The following is a 15048-nucleotide window of genomic DNA, read 5'->3' as shown; positions in this document are numbered from 1 at the left end:
AGGCTTTTGCAGCTGTTTTGGTAACACTAAACAACAACTAATTATAATGAATAAACAGACCTATTTAATTCTTATTGCTGCGGTTTCAGCATTAGGAGGCTTATTATTTGGATACGATACAGGAGTAATAAACGGTGCACAATTTTACCTCACCAAGTTTTTTGAATTTAATGAAACCACCCAAGGTTTTGTTGTTGGTAGTGCTCTAATTGGTTGTTTTGTTGGTGCTATTGCAGCAGGGTTTTTAAGTGTTAAAATAGGAAGGAAGAATTCATTGATTTTTTCTGCTATTCTATTCACGGTGTCTGCTTGGGGATCTGGACTACCAGAAATACTCCCTCAAACTATACCTGTTTTAGTGGTGTTTAGAATTATTGGTGGATTGGGAATTGGTATAGCATCCATGAATGCTCCAATGTATATTGCGGAAATTGCACCAAGCAACATTAGAGGCAAAATGGTTACCTATTACCAATTAGCTATTGTAATTGGTTTTTTTGTTGTGTTTTTGGTAACCTATTTTATTGGTAATAATTTATCGGAAGCAGAGAATTTAGAATTTGGTTGGCGACGCATGTTTTGGTCGGAATTGATACCAAGTACTTTATTTCTAATACTTCTGTTTTTAGTTCCTAAAAGTCCAAGATGGTTGGCTTTGAAAGGTCAAGATACTGCAGCTTTACAGATTTTAAATAAAATCCACGGAGTTGAACAGGCTCAAAAAGAAATTGAAGAAATAAAAAGTTCTTTAGAAACAGAAGAGAACAAAATAAAAGTGAATTACTTTTCTAAAGCAATATTTGTCATTATTCTAATAGGAACTGTATTGTCAATGCTTCAGCAATTCACAGGAATCAATGCTGTGCTTTATTATGGTGCCGATATATTTGAAAAAGCATTAGGTTTTGGAAAAGACGATGTGCTTTTACAACAAATTTTATTGGCTTTTGTAAATCTGGTATTTACGTTCGTTGCTATGTTCACGGTTGATAAGTTGGGTAGAAAACCATTATTGTACATAGGTTCTGTAGGAATGATTATAGGTTTCTTATTATTAGGAGTCTCATTACAGCAACAAGCTGTCGGTTTTGTATCTCTTTTAGGAGTATTAATTTTTATTGCGTCTTTCGCTATGTCCATGGGACCAATAGTTTGGGTAATATTGTCAGAAATGTTTCCTAACAAAATTAGAAGTGTTGCCATGTCTGTTGCAGTTGCGGCACAATGGGCAGCCAATTATTTAGTGACTCAAACTTTTCCAATGGTTATGCAAAGTGAAGTAAATAACGGGCCAACGTGGAATGGTTCTTTACCTTATTTCATTTTTATCGGTTTTATAGTTGTCATCATATTTTTGACTTATAAATTCATTCCGGAAACTAAAGGAAAATCTCTGGAGGAAATTGAAGCTTTCTGGAAGAAATAATTAATCGTACATATTTAAATAAATAATAAACTAAAGTCTTTCCATTTTGAAAGGCTTTTTTTTAAATTTATGTATGAAACAAACCGTAACATTTGGTGAGGTGCTCATGCGCCTTTCACCACTAGGAAACAAAACACTGATGCAGTCTAACCACCTTGAGTTTTATTTTGGTGGTACAGAAGTTAATGTTGCTATTTCTATTGCTAATTTTGGTGGAAAAGTAAAGCACGTTTCATCAATATCTGATGATTTTGTAGGTGATACAGCAATATCATATCTCAGAAAGTTTGGGGTTAGCACCTCCGAAATTGTACGTTCTAAACGTCCTTTAGGAATTTATTTTTTACAAGTTGGTGCCGTAATGCGCCCAAGTTCTATTTCATATAATAGGTCGCATTCTGCTTTTTCTGAAATACAACCCAGTATGGTAGATTGGGAGAAATCACTTAAAAGGTGTCATTGGTTTCATTGGACAGGTATTACACCAGCCTTATGCGAAGGTGGTTATAAAACTTTAAAAGAAGGACTACAATTGGCAAAAGAAAAGGGGATTGAAGTCTCAGCCGATCCTACTTATAGAAGTGGTTTGTGGAAATATGGTGCAGATCCTAAAGATACCCTTTCAGACTTGATGCAATATTCTACCATCTTCATTGGAGGAATTAACGAAATGAATGAGCTTTTGGGTACGAGTTATAGCTATTCAAATGAAGATTTTATTGAAGCTAGTAAAACCTTAATAGAAACATTTCCTTCCATAAAGAAAACTTTTGATAAGATTAGAACTCCTATTAATGCCTCTTGGCATAAGATAAGATCTAGAATGTGGAATGGTCAGGAATTTAGAGAAACAGAGGATCTAGATATTACGCATATTGTAGACAGAATAGGAACTGGTGATGCCTTTGCAGCAGGTTTAATTTATGGTCTGCAAAATTTTGATGACTATAAAGCCATGCAATTTGCGGCTGCAGCGAGTGCATTAAAACACACATATGAAGGTGATGTTAATTTTTCTTCGGTTGGAGAAGTTATGAATATTTTAGAAGGAAATACTTCAGGAAGATTTAACAGGTAAACCTTATTTATCTGAGGACTCCCTAACTATTAATTCAGATTTTAAGATATTTTTGTTTAAGGTTGGCTTCCAATTTTCATCGTTAACTCGACTTAAGAAAGTTTCAGCAGCAATCTTGCCTATTTCGGCACTATGCTGATTTACTGTTGAAATTGTTGGACTTACCAAAGATGTAAATGGTTCGTTTCCAAAACCAATCAAACAAATATCTTCAGGGACATTAATATGATGCTCATTCAATACCTGAAGCGCTCCTAAAGCCGCATTGTCACTCGCCACATAAACAGCATCAGGACGTTGCTCTAACTGCAAAAACTTTTCCATCATTTCTCTACCATCTTCAAGCGTAAGATTGCTTTCAGTAAGTAAATTTTCATCTAAAGGCAGATTGTTTTTCTTTAAAGCATCAATATAACCTCTAATTCTATTGTTAAAAATTCGAGTTCGTCTATAACCACCAATATGAGCAATACGCTTGCAACCTTTTTCAACTAAATGTTCAACAATCATATGGCTGCTGTCATAATCATTTATGCCAACGTAGTCAACATTTAGGTCATTTTCACCACGATCAAAAAGAATCAATGGAATTCCTTTAGATTTTATTTTCTCGTAAAACGACAAATCAGTTGTTTCATTGGCCATAGAAGCAATGATGCCATCTACTTGAGTGTAAAGAAGCGTATCTATATTTTTACATTCCTTTTTAAAAGATTCCTTCGACTGCGTAATAATGATATTGTAACCAGCCTTATCAAGAACAGCCTCCATGTTTTCAATAACTGAAGAAAAGAAATTACTGTTTGTACGAGGTACAATAACTCCAACCAAGTTGCTTTTACCTTTTCTAAGTGCGCTGGCTAGGTGGTTAGGTTGGTAGTTTAATTCTTTGGCAACACGCTTAACGGCAGCTTTAGTTTTTTCGCTTATTCTAGAGTCATCGTGCATGGCTTTAGATACTGCTGCAGGTGATATGTTGAGCACATTAGCAATGTCTTTTATAGTCGTTCTTTTTTTATTTGCCAAGTTTTTATATATTTGCTTAATCGTTTAAGCAAAATTAACGTATTTAATTTTAAGAATCAAAACTAAGACAGTTTTGATTTATTTTTAAATCAAATGCTTAAACGTTTAACCAACAATAATTTTATAAATAATTAAACTAATATTTAAGAATGAAAAAAGTAGTCACTTTTGGAGAAATAATGTTAAGGTTAGCTCCTCAAGGTTTTTTAAGATTTTCACAGGCATCTAGCTTTGATGTAGTATATGGAGGTGGAGAGTCTAACGTAGCAGTATCGTTAGCTAATTATGGTGTGCCAGTTGATTTTGTAACGCGTTTACCAAAAAATGATATTGGTGAGTGTGCTATGATGGAAATGCGTAAAAGAGGTGTAGGTGTAGATAAGATTATTTATGGTGGTGATCGCTTAGGAATTTATTTCTTAGAAACTGGTGCTGTAAGTAGAGGAAGTAAAGTAGTATATGATAGAGCACATTCTGCAATTTCTGAGATTGAGCCAGGTATGGTAGACTGGAAAGCAGTTTTTAAAGATGTCGCTTGGTTCCACTGGACAGGTATTACACCTGCTATCTCTCAAGGTGCAGCAGACGCATGTTTGGAAGCTGTAAAAGTGGCGAGTGAAATGGGTGTTACTATTTCAACTGACTTAAACTATAGAGCAAAGCTTTGGACGTATTGTGATGATGCGCATAGAGAAAAAATAATGACAGAATTAACATCGTACTGTGATATCGTTTTAGGAAATGAAGAAGATGCAGAAAAGCATTTTGGTATTCATCCAGAAGGTTTAGACGTACACAAACACGGACACGATGTAAAAGCAGAAGCATTTTTATCTGTTTGTAAGCAAATGATGGCTAAGTTTCCTAAAGCTAAAAAAGTAATTACAACTTTAAGAGGATCAATTTCTGCTTCTCATAACACTTGGGCTGGTGTATTATACGATGGAGAAAAAATGTACGAAACCCGTCAGTATCAAATCACTGATATTGTAGATAGAGTTGGTGGTGGAGATTCATTTATGGGTGGATTAATTTACGGATTATTAAAATACCCTGAAGATGATCAAAACGCATTAGACTTTGCTGTTGCTGCTTCATGTTTAAAGCACACTATTAAAGGTGATGCTAACTTAGTAACAGTTTCTGAAGTAGAAAAATTAATGGGAGGTGATGCTTCTGGACGTGTAGCAAGATAAGTTATGGCAAATTATTCAAGAATAGAAGTTGTAAATGTTATGAAACAAACCGGTTTAGTACCGTTGTTTTATAACTCAGATATCGAAGTAAGTAAAAAAGTAATTAAGGCTGTTTATGATGGTGGCGCAAGATTACTTGAGTTTACTGCAAGAGGAGATTTTGCTCACGAAGTTTTTGGTGAGTTAAACAAATATGTTCTTAAAGAACTTCCAGGAATGATAATGGGTGTTGGTTCTGTTACCGATGCTGCATCTGCGTCTCGTTTTATGGCGCTTGGTGCTAACTTTATCGTTACACCTGTATTAAGAGAAGACATTGCTATTGTTTGTAATAGAAGAAAAGTAATGTGGTCTCCAGGATGTGGTTCTTTAACTGAAATCTGTAGAGCAGAAGAACTTGGTTGTGAAGTTGTAAAGTTATTCCCAGGTGGTATTTACGGACCAGACTTTGTTAAGGCAATAAAAGGACCTCAACCTTGGACAAGCATTATGCCTACAGGTGGTGTATCTCCAACTAAAGAAAACCTAGAAGGTTGGTTTAAAGCTGGAGTAACTTGTGTTGGGATGGGCTCAAAATTAATCGCTAAAAATGCTGATGGTAATTACGATTTAGCAAAGATTGAGTCGGATACTAAAAATGCTTTAGACATTATTAAATCACTTAGATAATTATTTAGAAATTGAAATCCTCTACGTTAACTATAAAAGAAATCTCTTCAATGTCTGGCTTTTCTGTGTCAACAGTTTCAAAAGCTTTGAACGACAAGCAAGATATTAGTATAGAGACACGAAATGCTATTAAAGGAATTGCAAAAAAGTTTAATTATGTACCCAATAATTATGCTGTTGCTTTGAGAATAAAAAAATCGCAATCTATAGCTATAGTTTTACCTGAGGTCACTCAAAAATCTTATAACCAAGCTCTTTGTTATTTACAGCAATCAGCAGAGGGATTTGGTTATAGGGTTTTATTATACCAAACATTTAATTCACCTACAAAGGAAGAAGATTACATTAATAGCTTAAATGATGGTTCTATTGATGGAGTTATTATTGTTTCTACAGAAAATAAAAGCAAAGTAAGCTACAACAATTCTTCAATTCCTTTAGAGTTACTACAACTCAATCTTAATCATTCACCAGAAGAAATAAAACAACTTTCACATAGTAGTTTAATGAGTCTTTTGAATATTGAATAACTATCAAAGGACTATCTTTACCGAAACCAAAAGAACGCATTATATATGAAAGACGTTGTATGGGGAATTATCGGTTGTGGTGATGTTGCTGAAATAAAAAGCGGTCCTGCATTTCAGATTTGCGAAAATTCTTCTTTGCTAGCTGTAATGCGCAGAAATAAGGAAAAAGCACAAGATTTTGCCAAAAGACATGACGTGCCATTATTTTTTGATACTGCTGAATCTATTTTGAATCATCCAGAAATTAATGCGGTTTACATAGCAACTCCTCCTTCAACACATTTGTCTTATGCCATAGAAGCTCTGAAGCATAACAAAAATGTGTATTTGGAAAAGCCAATGACATTAAATTCAGAAGGGGCGAGAGTATTGTGTGAAGCTTTAGAATTAAGTCATTCAAAATTAACAGTAGCACATTACAGAAGGCAACTGCCAGCTTTTTTAAAGGTAGAACAACTTTTAAAAGAAGGTGTTATCGGAGATATTATTTATGCTGATATTCAAATTTTACAGCCAAGAACTAACAACATAATTGCCAATACAGAGGATAATTGGAGGTTAAATCCTATAATTTCAGGAGGAGGATATTTTCATGATTTAGCACCACATCAAATAGATTTAATGTTGAAATGGTTTGGAAAAGCAAAATGGGTAAAAGGGTTTAACTCAGAAGCAATTCCTAACGTTTCTACGACAGTAAATGGCATAATAGAATTTGAAAGTGGAGTTCAGTTTAGAGGTCTTTGGAGTTTCAATGTTTCAGAAGCTAACAAGAAAGATGAATGTTTAATCTCTGGAACCAAAGGCTATATTAAATTTTCATTTTTTGGTGATAAAGTAGAGCTTCATACTGATGGTGAAACGACTACTTTTCAATTTGAAAATCCTAAGCATATTCAGCAACCAATGATTCAAAATACAGTGGATTATTTTTTAGGTAAAAAAGATAATCCTTGCACTGCAGATGAAGGGCTTTCAGTAATGGAGATTATGGATACTTTTACGAAAAAAGCCTAGACTATTGAAAAAGGCAATTCAATATATGTTTATCTGTACTTCAGCATTTACATGTATGAATCTGTTTGTTAAATCACTTGACAGCTTCAATGTTTTTCAAATTGTTTTTTTTAGATCCTTAGGTTCTTTATTCTTTACACTACCTTATTTATTTAAGAATAAAATTTCTTTAGCAGGAAACCGAAGAGGACTGTTGATATTACGAAGTATTTTTGGACTCATATCTATGATGCTTTTCTTTTTATCCTTAAAATATATTGCTTCAGGAACAGCAGTGTCTATTCGATACATATCTCCTTTTTTCGCAACTTTTTTTGGTTTAGTACTTCTCAAAGAAAAAGTAAAACCAGTGCAATGGTTGTTTTTTGCCATAGCATTTTTAGGTGTCATAATTCTAAAAGGTCTGGATTCCGAATTAGAACTAGAAGGTGTTCTTTACGCTTTCTTATCGGCTTTTTTTGCGGGCTTAGTTTATATATCTATTAGAAAAATTGGAAGTGATGACCACCCAGTAGTTGTGGTTAATTACTTTATGCTTATTTCAACTCTAATAGGCGGATTATTATCTATACATGTTTGGATTACTCCAGTTGGTACAGAATGGCTAGTACTTATGAGTTTAGGTGTTTTTGGATATTTCGGACAACTCTACATGACTAAAGCCATGCAAATAGCAGAAACCAATCAAATAGCTCCTTTTAAATATTTAGAAGTTATTTTCACCATTATTCTCGGTTTAGTATGGTTTGATGAAAGCTATACCGTTTGGAGTTTGGTTGGAATACTTCTTATTGTTTTTAGGTTTAACAATGAATGTACTTGTAAAAAAGAATTAGCGTTCTTTTTTTAAAATACCGCTTCGGCAATCGCTTTAATATTATCACTTTTTCCCATAGAATAATAATGCAATACGGGCACGCCAGCTTTTTGTAATTCTTTAGATTGGTTAATTGCCCACTCGATACCAACTTGTCTTACTTGCTCGTTAGTGCTACAATTATCAACTGCATCAATTAAATCTTCTGGTAAATCTATTTTAAATACTTGTGGCAATAACTGTAAATGACGTTTTACAGCAATGGGTTTTATACCAGGAATGATTGGCACATTTATACCTTCTTGTTTTGCTGCGTCTACAAACTCAAAATACTTTTTATTATCAAAAAACATTTGTGTTACAACATAATCTGCACCAGCATCTACTTTTTCTTTAAGGCGTTTTAAATCGGTTTTTAAAGATGGTGCTTCAATATGTTTTTCTGGATAACCAGCAACACCAATGCAAAAATCTGCTTTATCATCAACCTCAATAACATCGTGAAGGTATTTACCTTTATTTAAATTCTGAATTTGTCCTACCAATTCCTTCGCAAACTGATGTCCGCCTTTACAAGCCTCAAAATACTGCTGATGTTTCATTGCATCGCCACGTAACGCCATCACGTTATTGATTCCTAAATAATGGCAATCTACAAGTAAATATTCTGTTTCTTCTTTTGTAAATCCGCCACACAACACATGCGGTACTGTATCTACATCGTATTTATGTTTTAACGCCGCACAAATCCCAACCGTTCCTGGTCGCATACGTGTAATTTTCCGATCTAAAAGTCCTTCTTTTTCAATATAAACGTACTCTTCTCTAGACGTTGTCACATCAATAAAAGGCGGTTTAAATTCCATTAAAGGATCAATATTATTATACAATTGCTGTATGCTATTACCCTTTTTTGGCGGAATAATCTCAAACGAAAACAAGGTTTTTCCGTTGGCGTTTTTTATGTGTTCTGTTACTTTCATTGTTAGTGTTTAGTTTTTGGTGATTAGTGTTTAGTTATTTCTAAAAACAAACAACTATAAACTATCAACCAAATTTGGGCTTAACCATTTTTCAGCGTCTTCTTTGCTAATATTTCTTCTTTTTGCGTAATCTTCTAATTGATCTTCGGTGATTTTTCCTAAACCAAAATATTTAGCTTCAGGATTTGCAAAATAATAACCACTTACACTCGCTGCTGGCCACATGGCTAGACTTTCGGTTAATTTTACACCAATGATTTCTTCAACTTTTAAAATGTCCCAAATGGTCCTTTTCTCTAAATGATCTGGACAAGCTGGATAACCTGGCGCAGGACGAATACCTTTGTAGGCTTCTTTAATCAACTCTTGATTGCTTAAATTTTCATTAGATGCATAACCCCAAAAATCTGTACGCACTTTTTGGTGCAAATACTCTGCAAATGCTTCGGCTAATCTGTCGGCTAATGCTTTAATCATTATGGAATTGTAATCGTCGTGATTCGCTTCAAAATCTTTGGCTAATTGCTCGGTTCCAAAACCTGTAGTCACGCAAAAACAACCGATGTAATCTTGAATTCCTGTGTCTTTTGGCGCGATAAAATCGGCTAATGCGAAATTTGGAACACTTTCTCTTTTTTTGAGTTGTTGACGCAGTGTTAGAAACTTCACCGAGTTTTTTTGAGATGCTGAATCAAGTTCAGCATGACAATCTTCGATCATCACCTCAATATCATCATTGTTAACTGAATTTGCAGGAAATAACCCAAAAACTGCTTTTGCTTTCAGCAGCTTTTCATCAAACACTTTTTGTAGCAATACTTTGGCATCTTTATACAATTCGGAAGCTTGTTTACCAACCACTTCATCTTCTAAAATCTCAGGAAATTTACCATGTAAATCCCAACTTCTAAAAAATGGTGACCAATCGATATAGTCATATAAAAGTGTGATGTCAAAATCTTGAATATCTTGAATTCCTAATTGATTTGGCTTTATAATTTCAGTAGTATTCCAATCAATTTTAAACTTTTTTTGTCGCGCTTCTTCAATAGAAATATATTCTTTTTGCTTTGTTCTGTTTAGAAATTTTTCTCTAAACGCATCATATTCTTCTCTTATTTGCGATTTAAATACTTGGTTGTCTTTCTGTAACAAATCACCAACAACCGTTACTGCACGAGATGCGTCGTTAACATGAATAACTGTGTTACTATAATGTGGCGCAATTTTCACAGCCGAATGTGCTTTAGATGTTGTAGCTCCACCAACCATTAATGGAATCTTAAAATTTTGTTTTTCCATTTCTTTGGAAATGGTTACCATTTCATCCAATGATGGTGTGATTAATCCGCTTAATCCAATAATATCTACGTTTTCTTTTTTTGCCGTTTCTATGATTTTTTCTGGCGGAACCATAACGCCTAAATCAATAATTTCGAAATTATTACAGCCTAAAACAACGCTAACAATATTCTTCCCAATATCATGAACGTCACCTTTTACAGTTGCCATCAATATTCTTCCTGCAAACTCTTGTTTTCCATCTTTTTCAGCTTCAATAAATGGTTGAAGATAGGCTACTGCTTTTTTCATCACTCTTGCAGATTTTACCACTTGAGGCAAAAACATTTTTCCGCTTCCAAACAAGTCGCCAACTACATTCATTCCAGTCATTAGATGACCTTCAATAACTTCTATTGGTGCAGCGACAGATTTTCGTGCTTCTTCTACATCTTCAATAATAAAAGCATCAATACCTTTAACTAAAGCGTGTGTAATTCGGTTTTGTAAAGCTTCATTTCGCCATTCTTGAATCGCGTTATCGGCTTCTTTTTTATTGCCTTTTACAGTTTCGGCGTAGTCCAATAATCTTTCAGTTGCATCATCACGTCGGTCTAATAACACATCTTCAACACGTTCTAATAATTCTTTCGGAATTTCATCATAAACCTCTAACATGGTTGGGTTGACAATACCCATATTCATTCCGTTTTTAATGGCATGGTAAAGAAAAGCGGAATGCATCGCTTCTCTTACGGTATTATTTCCTCTGAAAGAAAACGACACGTTACTAACGCCACCAGACACGTTTGCGTGAGGTAAATTTTCTCGAATCCACTTGGTCGCATTGAAAAAATCAAGTGCGTTTTTTCGGTGTTCTTCCATACCTGTCGCCACAGGAAAAATGTTAGGATCAAATATGATATCTTGAGGTGGAAAGTGGACAATGTCCACTAATATTTTATAGGAACGCTCACAGATTTGGATGCGTCTATCAAAGGTATCTGCCTGACCAACCTCATCAAAAGCCATCACAATAACTGCTGCACCATAACGCTTAATACGTTTAGCTTGACGAATAAATTCAGTTTCACCTTCCTTTAAACTGATAGAATTTACAACCGATTTCCCTTGCACAACCTGCAAACCAGCTTCAATAATTTCCCATTTTGAGCTATCAATCATAATTGGAACACGTGCAATATCAGGTTCCGAAGCTATTAAATTTAAAAAGGTAGTCATAGCGTAAACGCCATCTAACATACCTTCATCCATGTTAACATCTATGATTTGCGCACCGCCTTCAACTTGTTCTCTTGCTACATCTAGCGCTTCGTCATATTTTTCTTCTTTAATTAATCGTAAAAATTTACGCGAACCTGTTACGTTTGTGCGCTCACCAACGTTTATAAAATTACTTTCTGGTGTAACAATTAATGGTTCTAAACCTGATAACTGTAAGTATTTGGTGTTTGGTGTTTGGTGTTTGGTTGAATTCATCATTACTTTTTATTTTTGAAATAATTAATGAATCCGTTTAATAATCTTTTTACAGAAGTAATCTCTTCTAAAACTTCTGAAAGCTGTTTTTCTGAAATATATTCTAAATCATGAGCTAGAAACAACTGAGTTTCGAGTTCAAAAAGAGAACCTTTTGAGATATATAAAAATTGAATAGTCTCTTTATCTGATTGCCTTCCTATACCTTCAGCAATATTTGAAGGGATTGAAATTACACTTCTATTAATTTGATTTGTAAGACTATATATTTCAGTATTTGGAAATTGAGACGTCAAGCTGTAAACAGTCTTCACCAATTTTCTTGCAATCTTCCAAACATCTAAATCTGTATAATTCTTCATAATTCTTTCTTCTTTAATACTAAATACAATAAACTAAACACCAACAACTACTTGTCTAGGTTTATATTTTTTAGCCACTTCAGCAATAGCTTTAATGTGTTCAGGACTTGTGCCGCAACAACCACCAATAATATTGATTAAGTTATCCTTTAGATAGTTTTCTATAAGTTGTTGCATCTGTTCTGGTGATTGGTCATATTCACCAAACGCGTTTGGTAATCCAGCGTTTGGATGTGCAGAAGTATGAAATTCAGTTTTGTCGGATAAGCGTTTTAAATACGATTGTAATTGTTCTGCACCTAATGCACAATTAAAACCAACACTTAACAATGGGATATGAGATACTGAAGTTAAAAAAGCTTCTACCGTTTGTCCTGACAATGTTCTTCCTGATGCATCTGTTATTGTTCCAGACACCATAATTGGGATATCAATATCTCGTTCTTCTTTTACTTCTTCTATAGCAAATAATGCTGCTTTTGCGTTAAGCGTATCAAAAATGGTTTCGACTAACAAAACATCTACGTCACCATCTATTAAAGCTTCGACTTGCTCTTTGTAAGCTACTCGCAATTCTTCGAAAGTAATAGCACGAAATTCTGGTCTGTTTACATCTGGACTTAAGCTTGCGGTACGGTTTGTTGGACCGATACTACCAGCTACAAAACGAGGTTTTTCAGGGTTTTGCTTAGTAAATTCTTCCGCAACTTGTTTGGCTATTTTAGCGGACTCAAAATTTAATTCATAAACCAAATTTTCCATTTGGTAATCTGCCATAGCGATTGATGTACCTGAAAAGGTGTTGGTTTCAACGATATCTGCACCAGCTTCAAAATACTTACGATGTACTTCTGCAATTGCTTCTGGCTGTGTTAAAGACAGCAAATCGTTATTGCCTTTTAATGGCGTTGGATAATCTTTAAATCGCTCGCCACGAAAATCTTCTTCAGTAAATTTATATTGCTGAAGCATAGTACCCATTGCTCCATCAAGTACTAAAATTCGTTTTTGTATTTCTTCTTTTATGTTTGGCATTACTTCAAAGCTTGTTTTAAATCGTTAATAATATCTTCGGCATGTTCTAAGCCAACAGAAATACGTATTAATCCACCTGAAATACCTGTTTTTAGGCGATCTTCCTCCGATAGTTTAGCATGCGTTGTTGATGCAGGATGCGTAACAATACTTCTGGTATCTCCTAAATTAGCAGATAGTGACAAGAGTTTTATGCTGTTTAAAAAGTTTCTGCCAGCATCAATGCCTCCCTTTATTTCAAAAGCGACAATACTACCACCGAATTTCATTTGTTTTTTTGCTAATTCATGTTGAGGATGAGATTTCAGAAAGGGGTATTTTACAAAGTTTACCTTGTCGTGATTCTTTAAAAACTTAGCTGTTTTCAATGCGTTATCACAATGTTTTTCTACTCTTACAGGTAAGGTTTCTAGGCTTTTTGATAAAATCCAAGCATTGAAAGGTGAAAGCGCCGGACCAGTATTTCTTGAAAACAAATAGATTTTTTGAATAAGCTCAGCATTACCAACAGTTACGCCACCAAGAACTCTACCTTGTCCATCAATAAGTTTTGTTGCTGAATGAATGACCAAATCTGCACCAAACTTAATGGGTTGTTGTAAATAGGGAGTTGCAAAGCAATTATCTACAATAAAAATGAGATTATGTTTTTTAGCAATATTACCTAAAAGTTCTAAATCTAGTATATCAACAGCTGGGTTTGTTGGGCTCTCAGCATAAAGAATTTTGGTGTTAGGCTGAATTAAATTTTCAATACGTTCAATTTCATTTATTCTAAAGTAGCTTGTTGAAATATTCCACTTAGGAAGAATGTTATTAAACAAAGTCTGGGTAGAACCAAAGATACTCTGACAAGACACAATATGATCACCTGAATCTAAAAGAGCAGCAAATGTTGAAAACACAGCAGACATACCAGTTGCAAATGCATAGCCACGTTCGGCACCTTCCATTTGGCATATTTTTTCTACAAATTCAGAGCTGTTAGGATTACTATATCGACTATAAATATTACGCTCTTTTTCGTCTGCAAAAGAGGCGCGCATATCTTCAGCATCTTCAAAAATATAACTCGATGTTAGATACAAAGGGTTAGAATGTTCTAAAAACTGTGTGCGCTCTATTTGAGTGCGAATTGCGGCAGTTTCTATATGTTTAGAATTCATTTTCTATTAAATTTTATGTATTTGGTAAAACCAAAAGCCCAAAGCGCCATGTTTAGACGTGCTTAATAGGAAATGTTATAAAGAAATAATAATGCGGAAATGCATATTTTGTTTTAGTTATCTATCTAATTTTTTGATAAATGGATCAAAAAATCAAGTAGAATTTAGCACCTTCTTAGTAAGTCTAAGGGTTGCTAAGGCTTCAAAGGGTCTAATCCCTCCACCTTTCTTGATAACATCTCAATAAGTTGTTTGAACTTTGAAAGCACAAAACTCTGAAAGAAAATAAGAATAAACAAATTTTATTCTCTTTATTTTGATTGAATAGTATTAGTTATATCTTTGGTTTTACCCAAACGAATTAATTATGTTAGATAACTTTTGGTTTAATGTTCAGTATGGCATTAATCATGTTTTAGACCTCGATGGTTATGACCACGTCCTTTTTTTAATGGTATTAGCAGTGCCTTATCTTTTTAAGGATTGGAAACGTGTACTGTTATTAGTATCAGTATTTACATTAGGACATACGCTTTCACTTGTATTAGCATCTTATGGTATTGTAAGTGTGAATGGTTCATTAGTGGAATTCTTGATTCCTGTAACGATATTGATAACCGCTATTTATAATGTGTTTACTGCTGGCAAAAAAGAAAGAAACAGTAAAATAAGCTTACTGTTTTTCTCCACATTATTTTTTGGTCTTATTCATGGACTAGGTTTTGCGAGAGAATTTAAAATGTTTGCAGGGCAATCACAGAATAGGCTAGAACTTTTAATAGAGTTTGCTTTAGGAATAGAAATCGCACAAATAATCATTGTTTTTGTCGTTTTATTCATAGGTTTTTTATGTCAAACTATTTTTAGATTTTCGCGTAGAGATTGGGTAATGGTTCTTTCTTCTATAGTTATAGGGCTTGTAATTCCCATGATAATTCATAGCGAATTGTTAAATTAAGACG

At 34.2% G+C, this 15048-nt stretch carries 14 protein-coding genes and 1 riboswitch; of the genes, 8 read left to right on the top strand and 6 right to left on the bottom strand.

The genetic code is table 11. From position 1 onward, the window contains the following. Positions 1-46 precede the first annotated feature (46 nt). Together AC2H4K_RS06395 and AC2H4K_RS06390 are read left to right on the top strand one after the other, a co-directional pair. A complete protein-coding gene (locus AC2H4K_RS06395) occupies positions 47-1426 on the top strand; it encodes a sugar porter family MFS transporter (RefSeq protein ID WP_281140441.1) in 1380 nt (459 codons plus the stop codon). A 73-nt stretch (positions 1427-1499) separates the two neighbouring features. Then, a complete protein-coding gene (locus AC2H4K_RS06390; protein WP_281140440.1) occupies positions 1500-2504 on the top strand; it encodes a sugar kinase in 1005 nt (334 codons plus the stop codon). Between the two features lie 3 nt (positions 2505-2507). Here AC2H4K_RS06390 and AC2H4K_RS06385 read toward each other — a convergent pair whose 3' ends face one another. Then, positions 2508-3530, bottom strand: coding sequence for a LacI family DNA-binding transcriptional regulator (locus AC2H4K_RS06385; RefSeq protein ID WP_281140439.1), 1023 nt, complete (start codon positions 3528-3530; stop codon positions 2508-2510). Between the two features lie 149 nt (positions 3531-3679). Between AC2H4K_RS06385 and AC2H4K_RS06380 the strand changes: the two genes are divergently transcribed. Genes AC2H4K_RS06380 through AC2H4K_RS06360 form a run of 5 tightly spaced genes read left to right on the top strand, consistent with a single transcriptional unit; the run spans position 3680 to position 7792 of the window. Further along, positions 3680-4726 carry a sugar kinase gene (locus tag AC2H4K_RS06380; protein WP_281140438.1) on the top strand — a complete coding sequence of 349 codons (1047 nt, stop codon included), beginning with the start codon at positions 3680-3682 and terminating at the stop codon, positions 4724-4726. 3 nt (positions 4727-4729) lie between these two features. Then, positions 4730-5395: a bifunctional 4-hydroxy-2-oxoglutarate aldolase/2-dehydro-3-deoxy-phosphogluconate aldolase gene (locus AC2H4K_RS06375; RefSeq protein WP_281140437.1), complete on the top strand. Its 666-nt coding sequence runs from the start codon at positions 4730-4732 to the stop codon at positions 5393-5395. Positions 5396-5406: 11 nt separating this feature from the next. Then, positions 5407-5925 carry a LacI family DNA-binding transcriptional regulator gene (locus AC2H4K_RS06370; RefSeq protein ID WP_281140436.1) on the top strand — a complete coding sequence of 173 codons (519 nt, stop codon included), beginning with the start codon at positions 5407-5409 and terminating at the stop codon, positions 5923-5925. A 45-nt stretch (positions 5926-5970) separates the two neighbouring features. After that, positions 5971-6942 (top strand): Gfo/Idh/MocA family protein, encoded by a 972-nt coding sequence (locus tag AC2H4K_RS06365; protein WP_281140435.1) that lies wholly within the window; start codon positions 5971-5973, stop codon positions 6940-6942. 4 nt (positions 6943-6946) lie between these two features. Continuing rightward, a complete protein-coding gene (locus tag AC2H4K_RS06360; protein ID WP_281140434.1) occupies positions 6947-7792 on the top strand; it encodes a DMT family transporter in 846 nt (281 codons plus the stop codon). On the opposite strand, the gene metF is transcribed toward AC2H4K_RS06360, so the two are convergent. Genes metF through AC2H4K_RS06335 form a run of 5 tightly spaced genes read right to left on the bottom strand, consistent with a single transcriptional unit; the run spans position 7789 to position 14086 of the window. Continuing rightward, positions 7789-8742, bottom strand: a complete 954-nt coding sequence (gene metF, locus AC2H4K_RS06355) for a methylenetetrahydrofolate reductase [NAD(P)H] (RefSeq protein ID WP_281140433.1) — start codon at positions 8740-8742, stop codon at positions 7789-7791. The two genes, AC2H4K_RS06360 and metF, sit on opposite strands and share 4 nt — an antisense overlap. A 54-nt stretch (positions 8743-8796) precedes the next feature. Then, the gene (metH, locus tag AC2H4K_RS06350) at positions 8797-11523 is read right to left on the bottom strand and encodes a methionine synthase (RefSeq protein WP_281140572.1); all 2727 of its coding nucleotides are present in this window, start codon (positions 11521-11523) and stop codon (positions 8797-8799) included. A gap of 2 nt (positions 11524-11525) precedes the next feature. Continuing rightward, complete coding sequence (locus AC2H4K_RS06345; protein WP_281140432.1) at positions 11526-11885, bottom strand: four helix bundle protein; 360 nt, start codon at positions 11883-11885, stop codon at positions 11526-11528. A gap of 33 nt (positions 11886-11918) precedes the next feature. Further along, positions 11919-12920: a homocysteine S-methyltransferase family protein gene (locus AC2H4K_RS06340; protein WP_281140431.1), complete on the bottom strand. Its 1002-nt coding sequence runs from the start codon at positions 12918-12920 to the stop codon at positions 11919-11921. Beyond that, entirely contained in the window at positions 12920-14086 is a 1167-nt protein-coding gene (locus tag AC2H4K_RS06335) for a trans-sulfuration enzyme family protein (RefSeq protein ID WP_281140430.1), read from the bottom strand. Before AC2H4K_RS06335 ends, AC2H4K_RS06340 begins: the two co-directional genes overlap by 1 nt. Positions 14087-14200: 114 nt before the next feature. Then, a riboswitch (SAM riboswitch) is annotated at positions 14201-14325 on the bottom strand. 128 nt (positions 14326-14453) lie between these two features. On the opposite strand from AC2H4K_RS06335, the gene AC2H4K_RS06330 reads away from it, so the two are divergent. After that, positions 14454-15044, top strand: a complete 591-nt coding sequence (locus tag AC2H4K_RS06330) for a HupE/UreJ family protein (protein ID WP_281140429.1) — start codon at positions 14454-14456, stop codon at positions 15042-15044. Positions 15045-15048: the final 4 nt, after the last annotated feature.

It is taken from the genome of Winogradskyella sp. 266wxhm (assembly GCF_058964685.1).
The sequence above is the reverse complement of the archived record's forward strand: the minus strand, read 5'-3'. Positions and strand labels throughout refer to the sequence as shown.

Bases quoted from the DNA above. Each gene is read 5' to 3' on its own strand.
- AC2H4K_RS06390 (WP_281140440.1), top strand. From the start codon at position 1,500: ATGAAACAAACCGTAACATTTGGTGAGGTGCTCATGCGCCTTTCACCA.
- AC2H4K_RS06340 (WP_281140431.1), bottom strand. From the start codon at position 12,920: ATGCCAAACATAAAAGAAGAAATACAAAAACGAATTTTAGTACTTGAT.
- AC2H4K_RS06395 (WP_281140441.1), top strand. From the start codon at position 47: ATGAATAAACAGACCTATTTAATTCTTATTGCTGCGGTTTCAGCATTA.
- AC2H4K_RS06345 (WP_281140432.1), bottom strand. From the start codon at position 11,885: ATGAAGAATTATACAGATTTAGATGTTTGGAAGATTGCAAGAAAATTG.
- metH (WP_281140572.1), bottom strand. From the start codon at position 11,523: ATGAATTCAACCAAACACCAAACACCAAACACCAAATACTTACAGTTA.
- AC2H4K_RS06365 (WP_281140435.1), top strand. From the start codon at position 5,971: ATGAAAGACGTTGTATGGGGAATTATCGGTTGTGGTGATGTTGCTGAA.
- AC2H4K_RS06380 (WP_281140438.1), top strand. From the start codon at position 3,680: ATGAAAAAAGTAGTCACTTTTGGAGAAATAATGTTAAGGTTAGCTCCT.
- AC2H4K_RS06330 (WP_281140429.1), top strand. From the start codon at position 14,454: ATGTTAGATAACTTTTGGTTTAATGTTCAGTATGGCATTAATCATGTT.
- AC2H4K_RS06335 (WP_281140430.1), bottom strand. From the start codon at position 14,086: ATGAATTCTAAACATATAGAAACTGCCGCAATTCGCACTCAAATAGAG.
- metF (WP_281140433.1), bottom strand. From the start codon at position 8,742: ATGAAAGTAACAGAACACATAAAAAACGCCAACGGAAAAACCTTGTTT.
- AC2H4K_RS06375 (WP_281140437.1), top strand. From the start codon at position 4,730: ATGGCAAATTATTCAAGAATAGAAGTTGTAAATGTTATGAAACAAACC.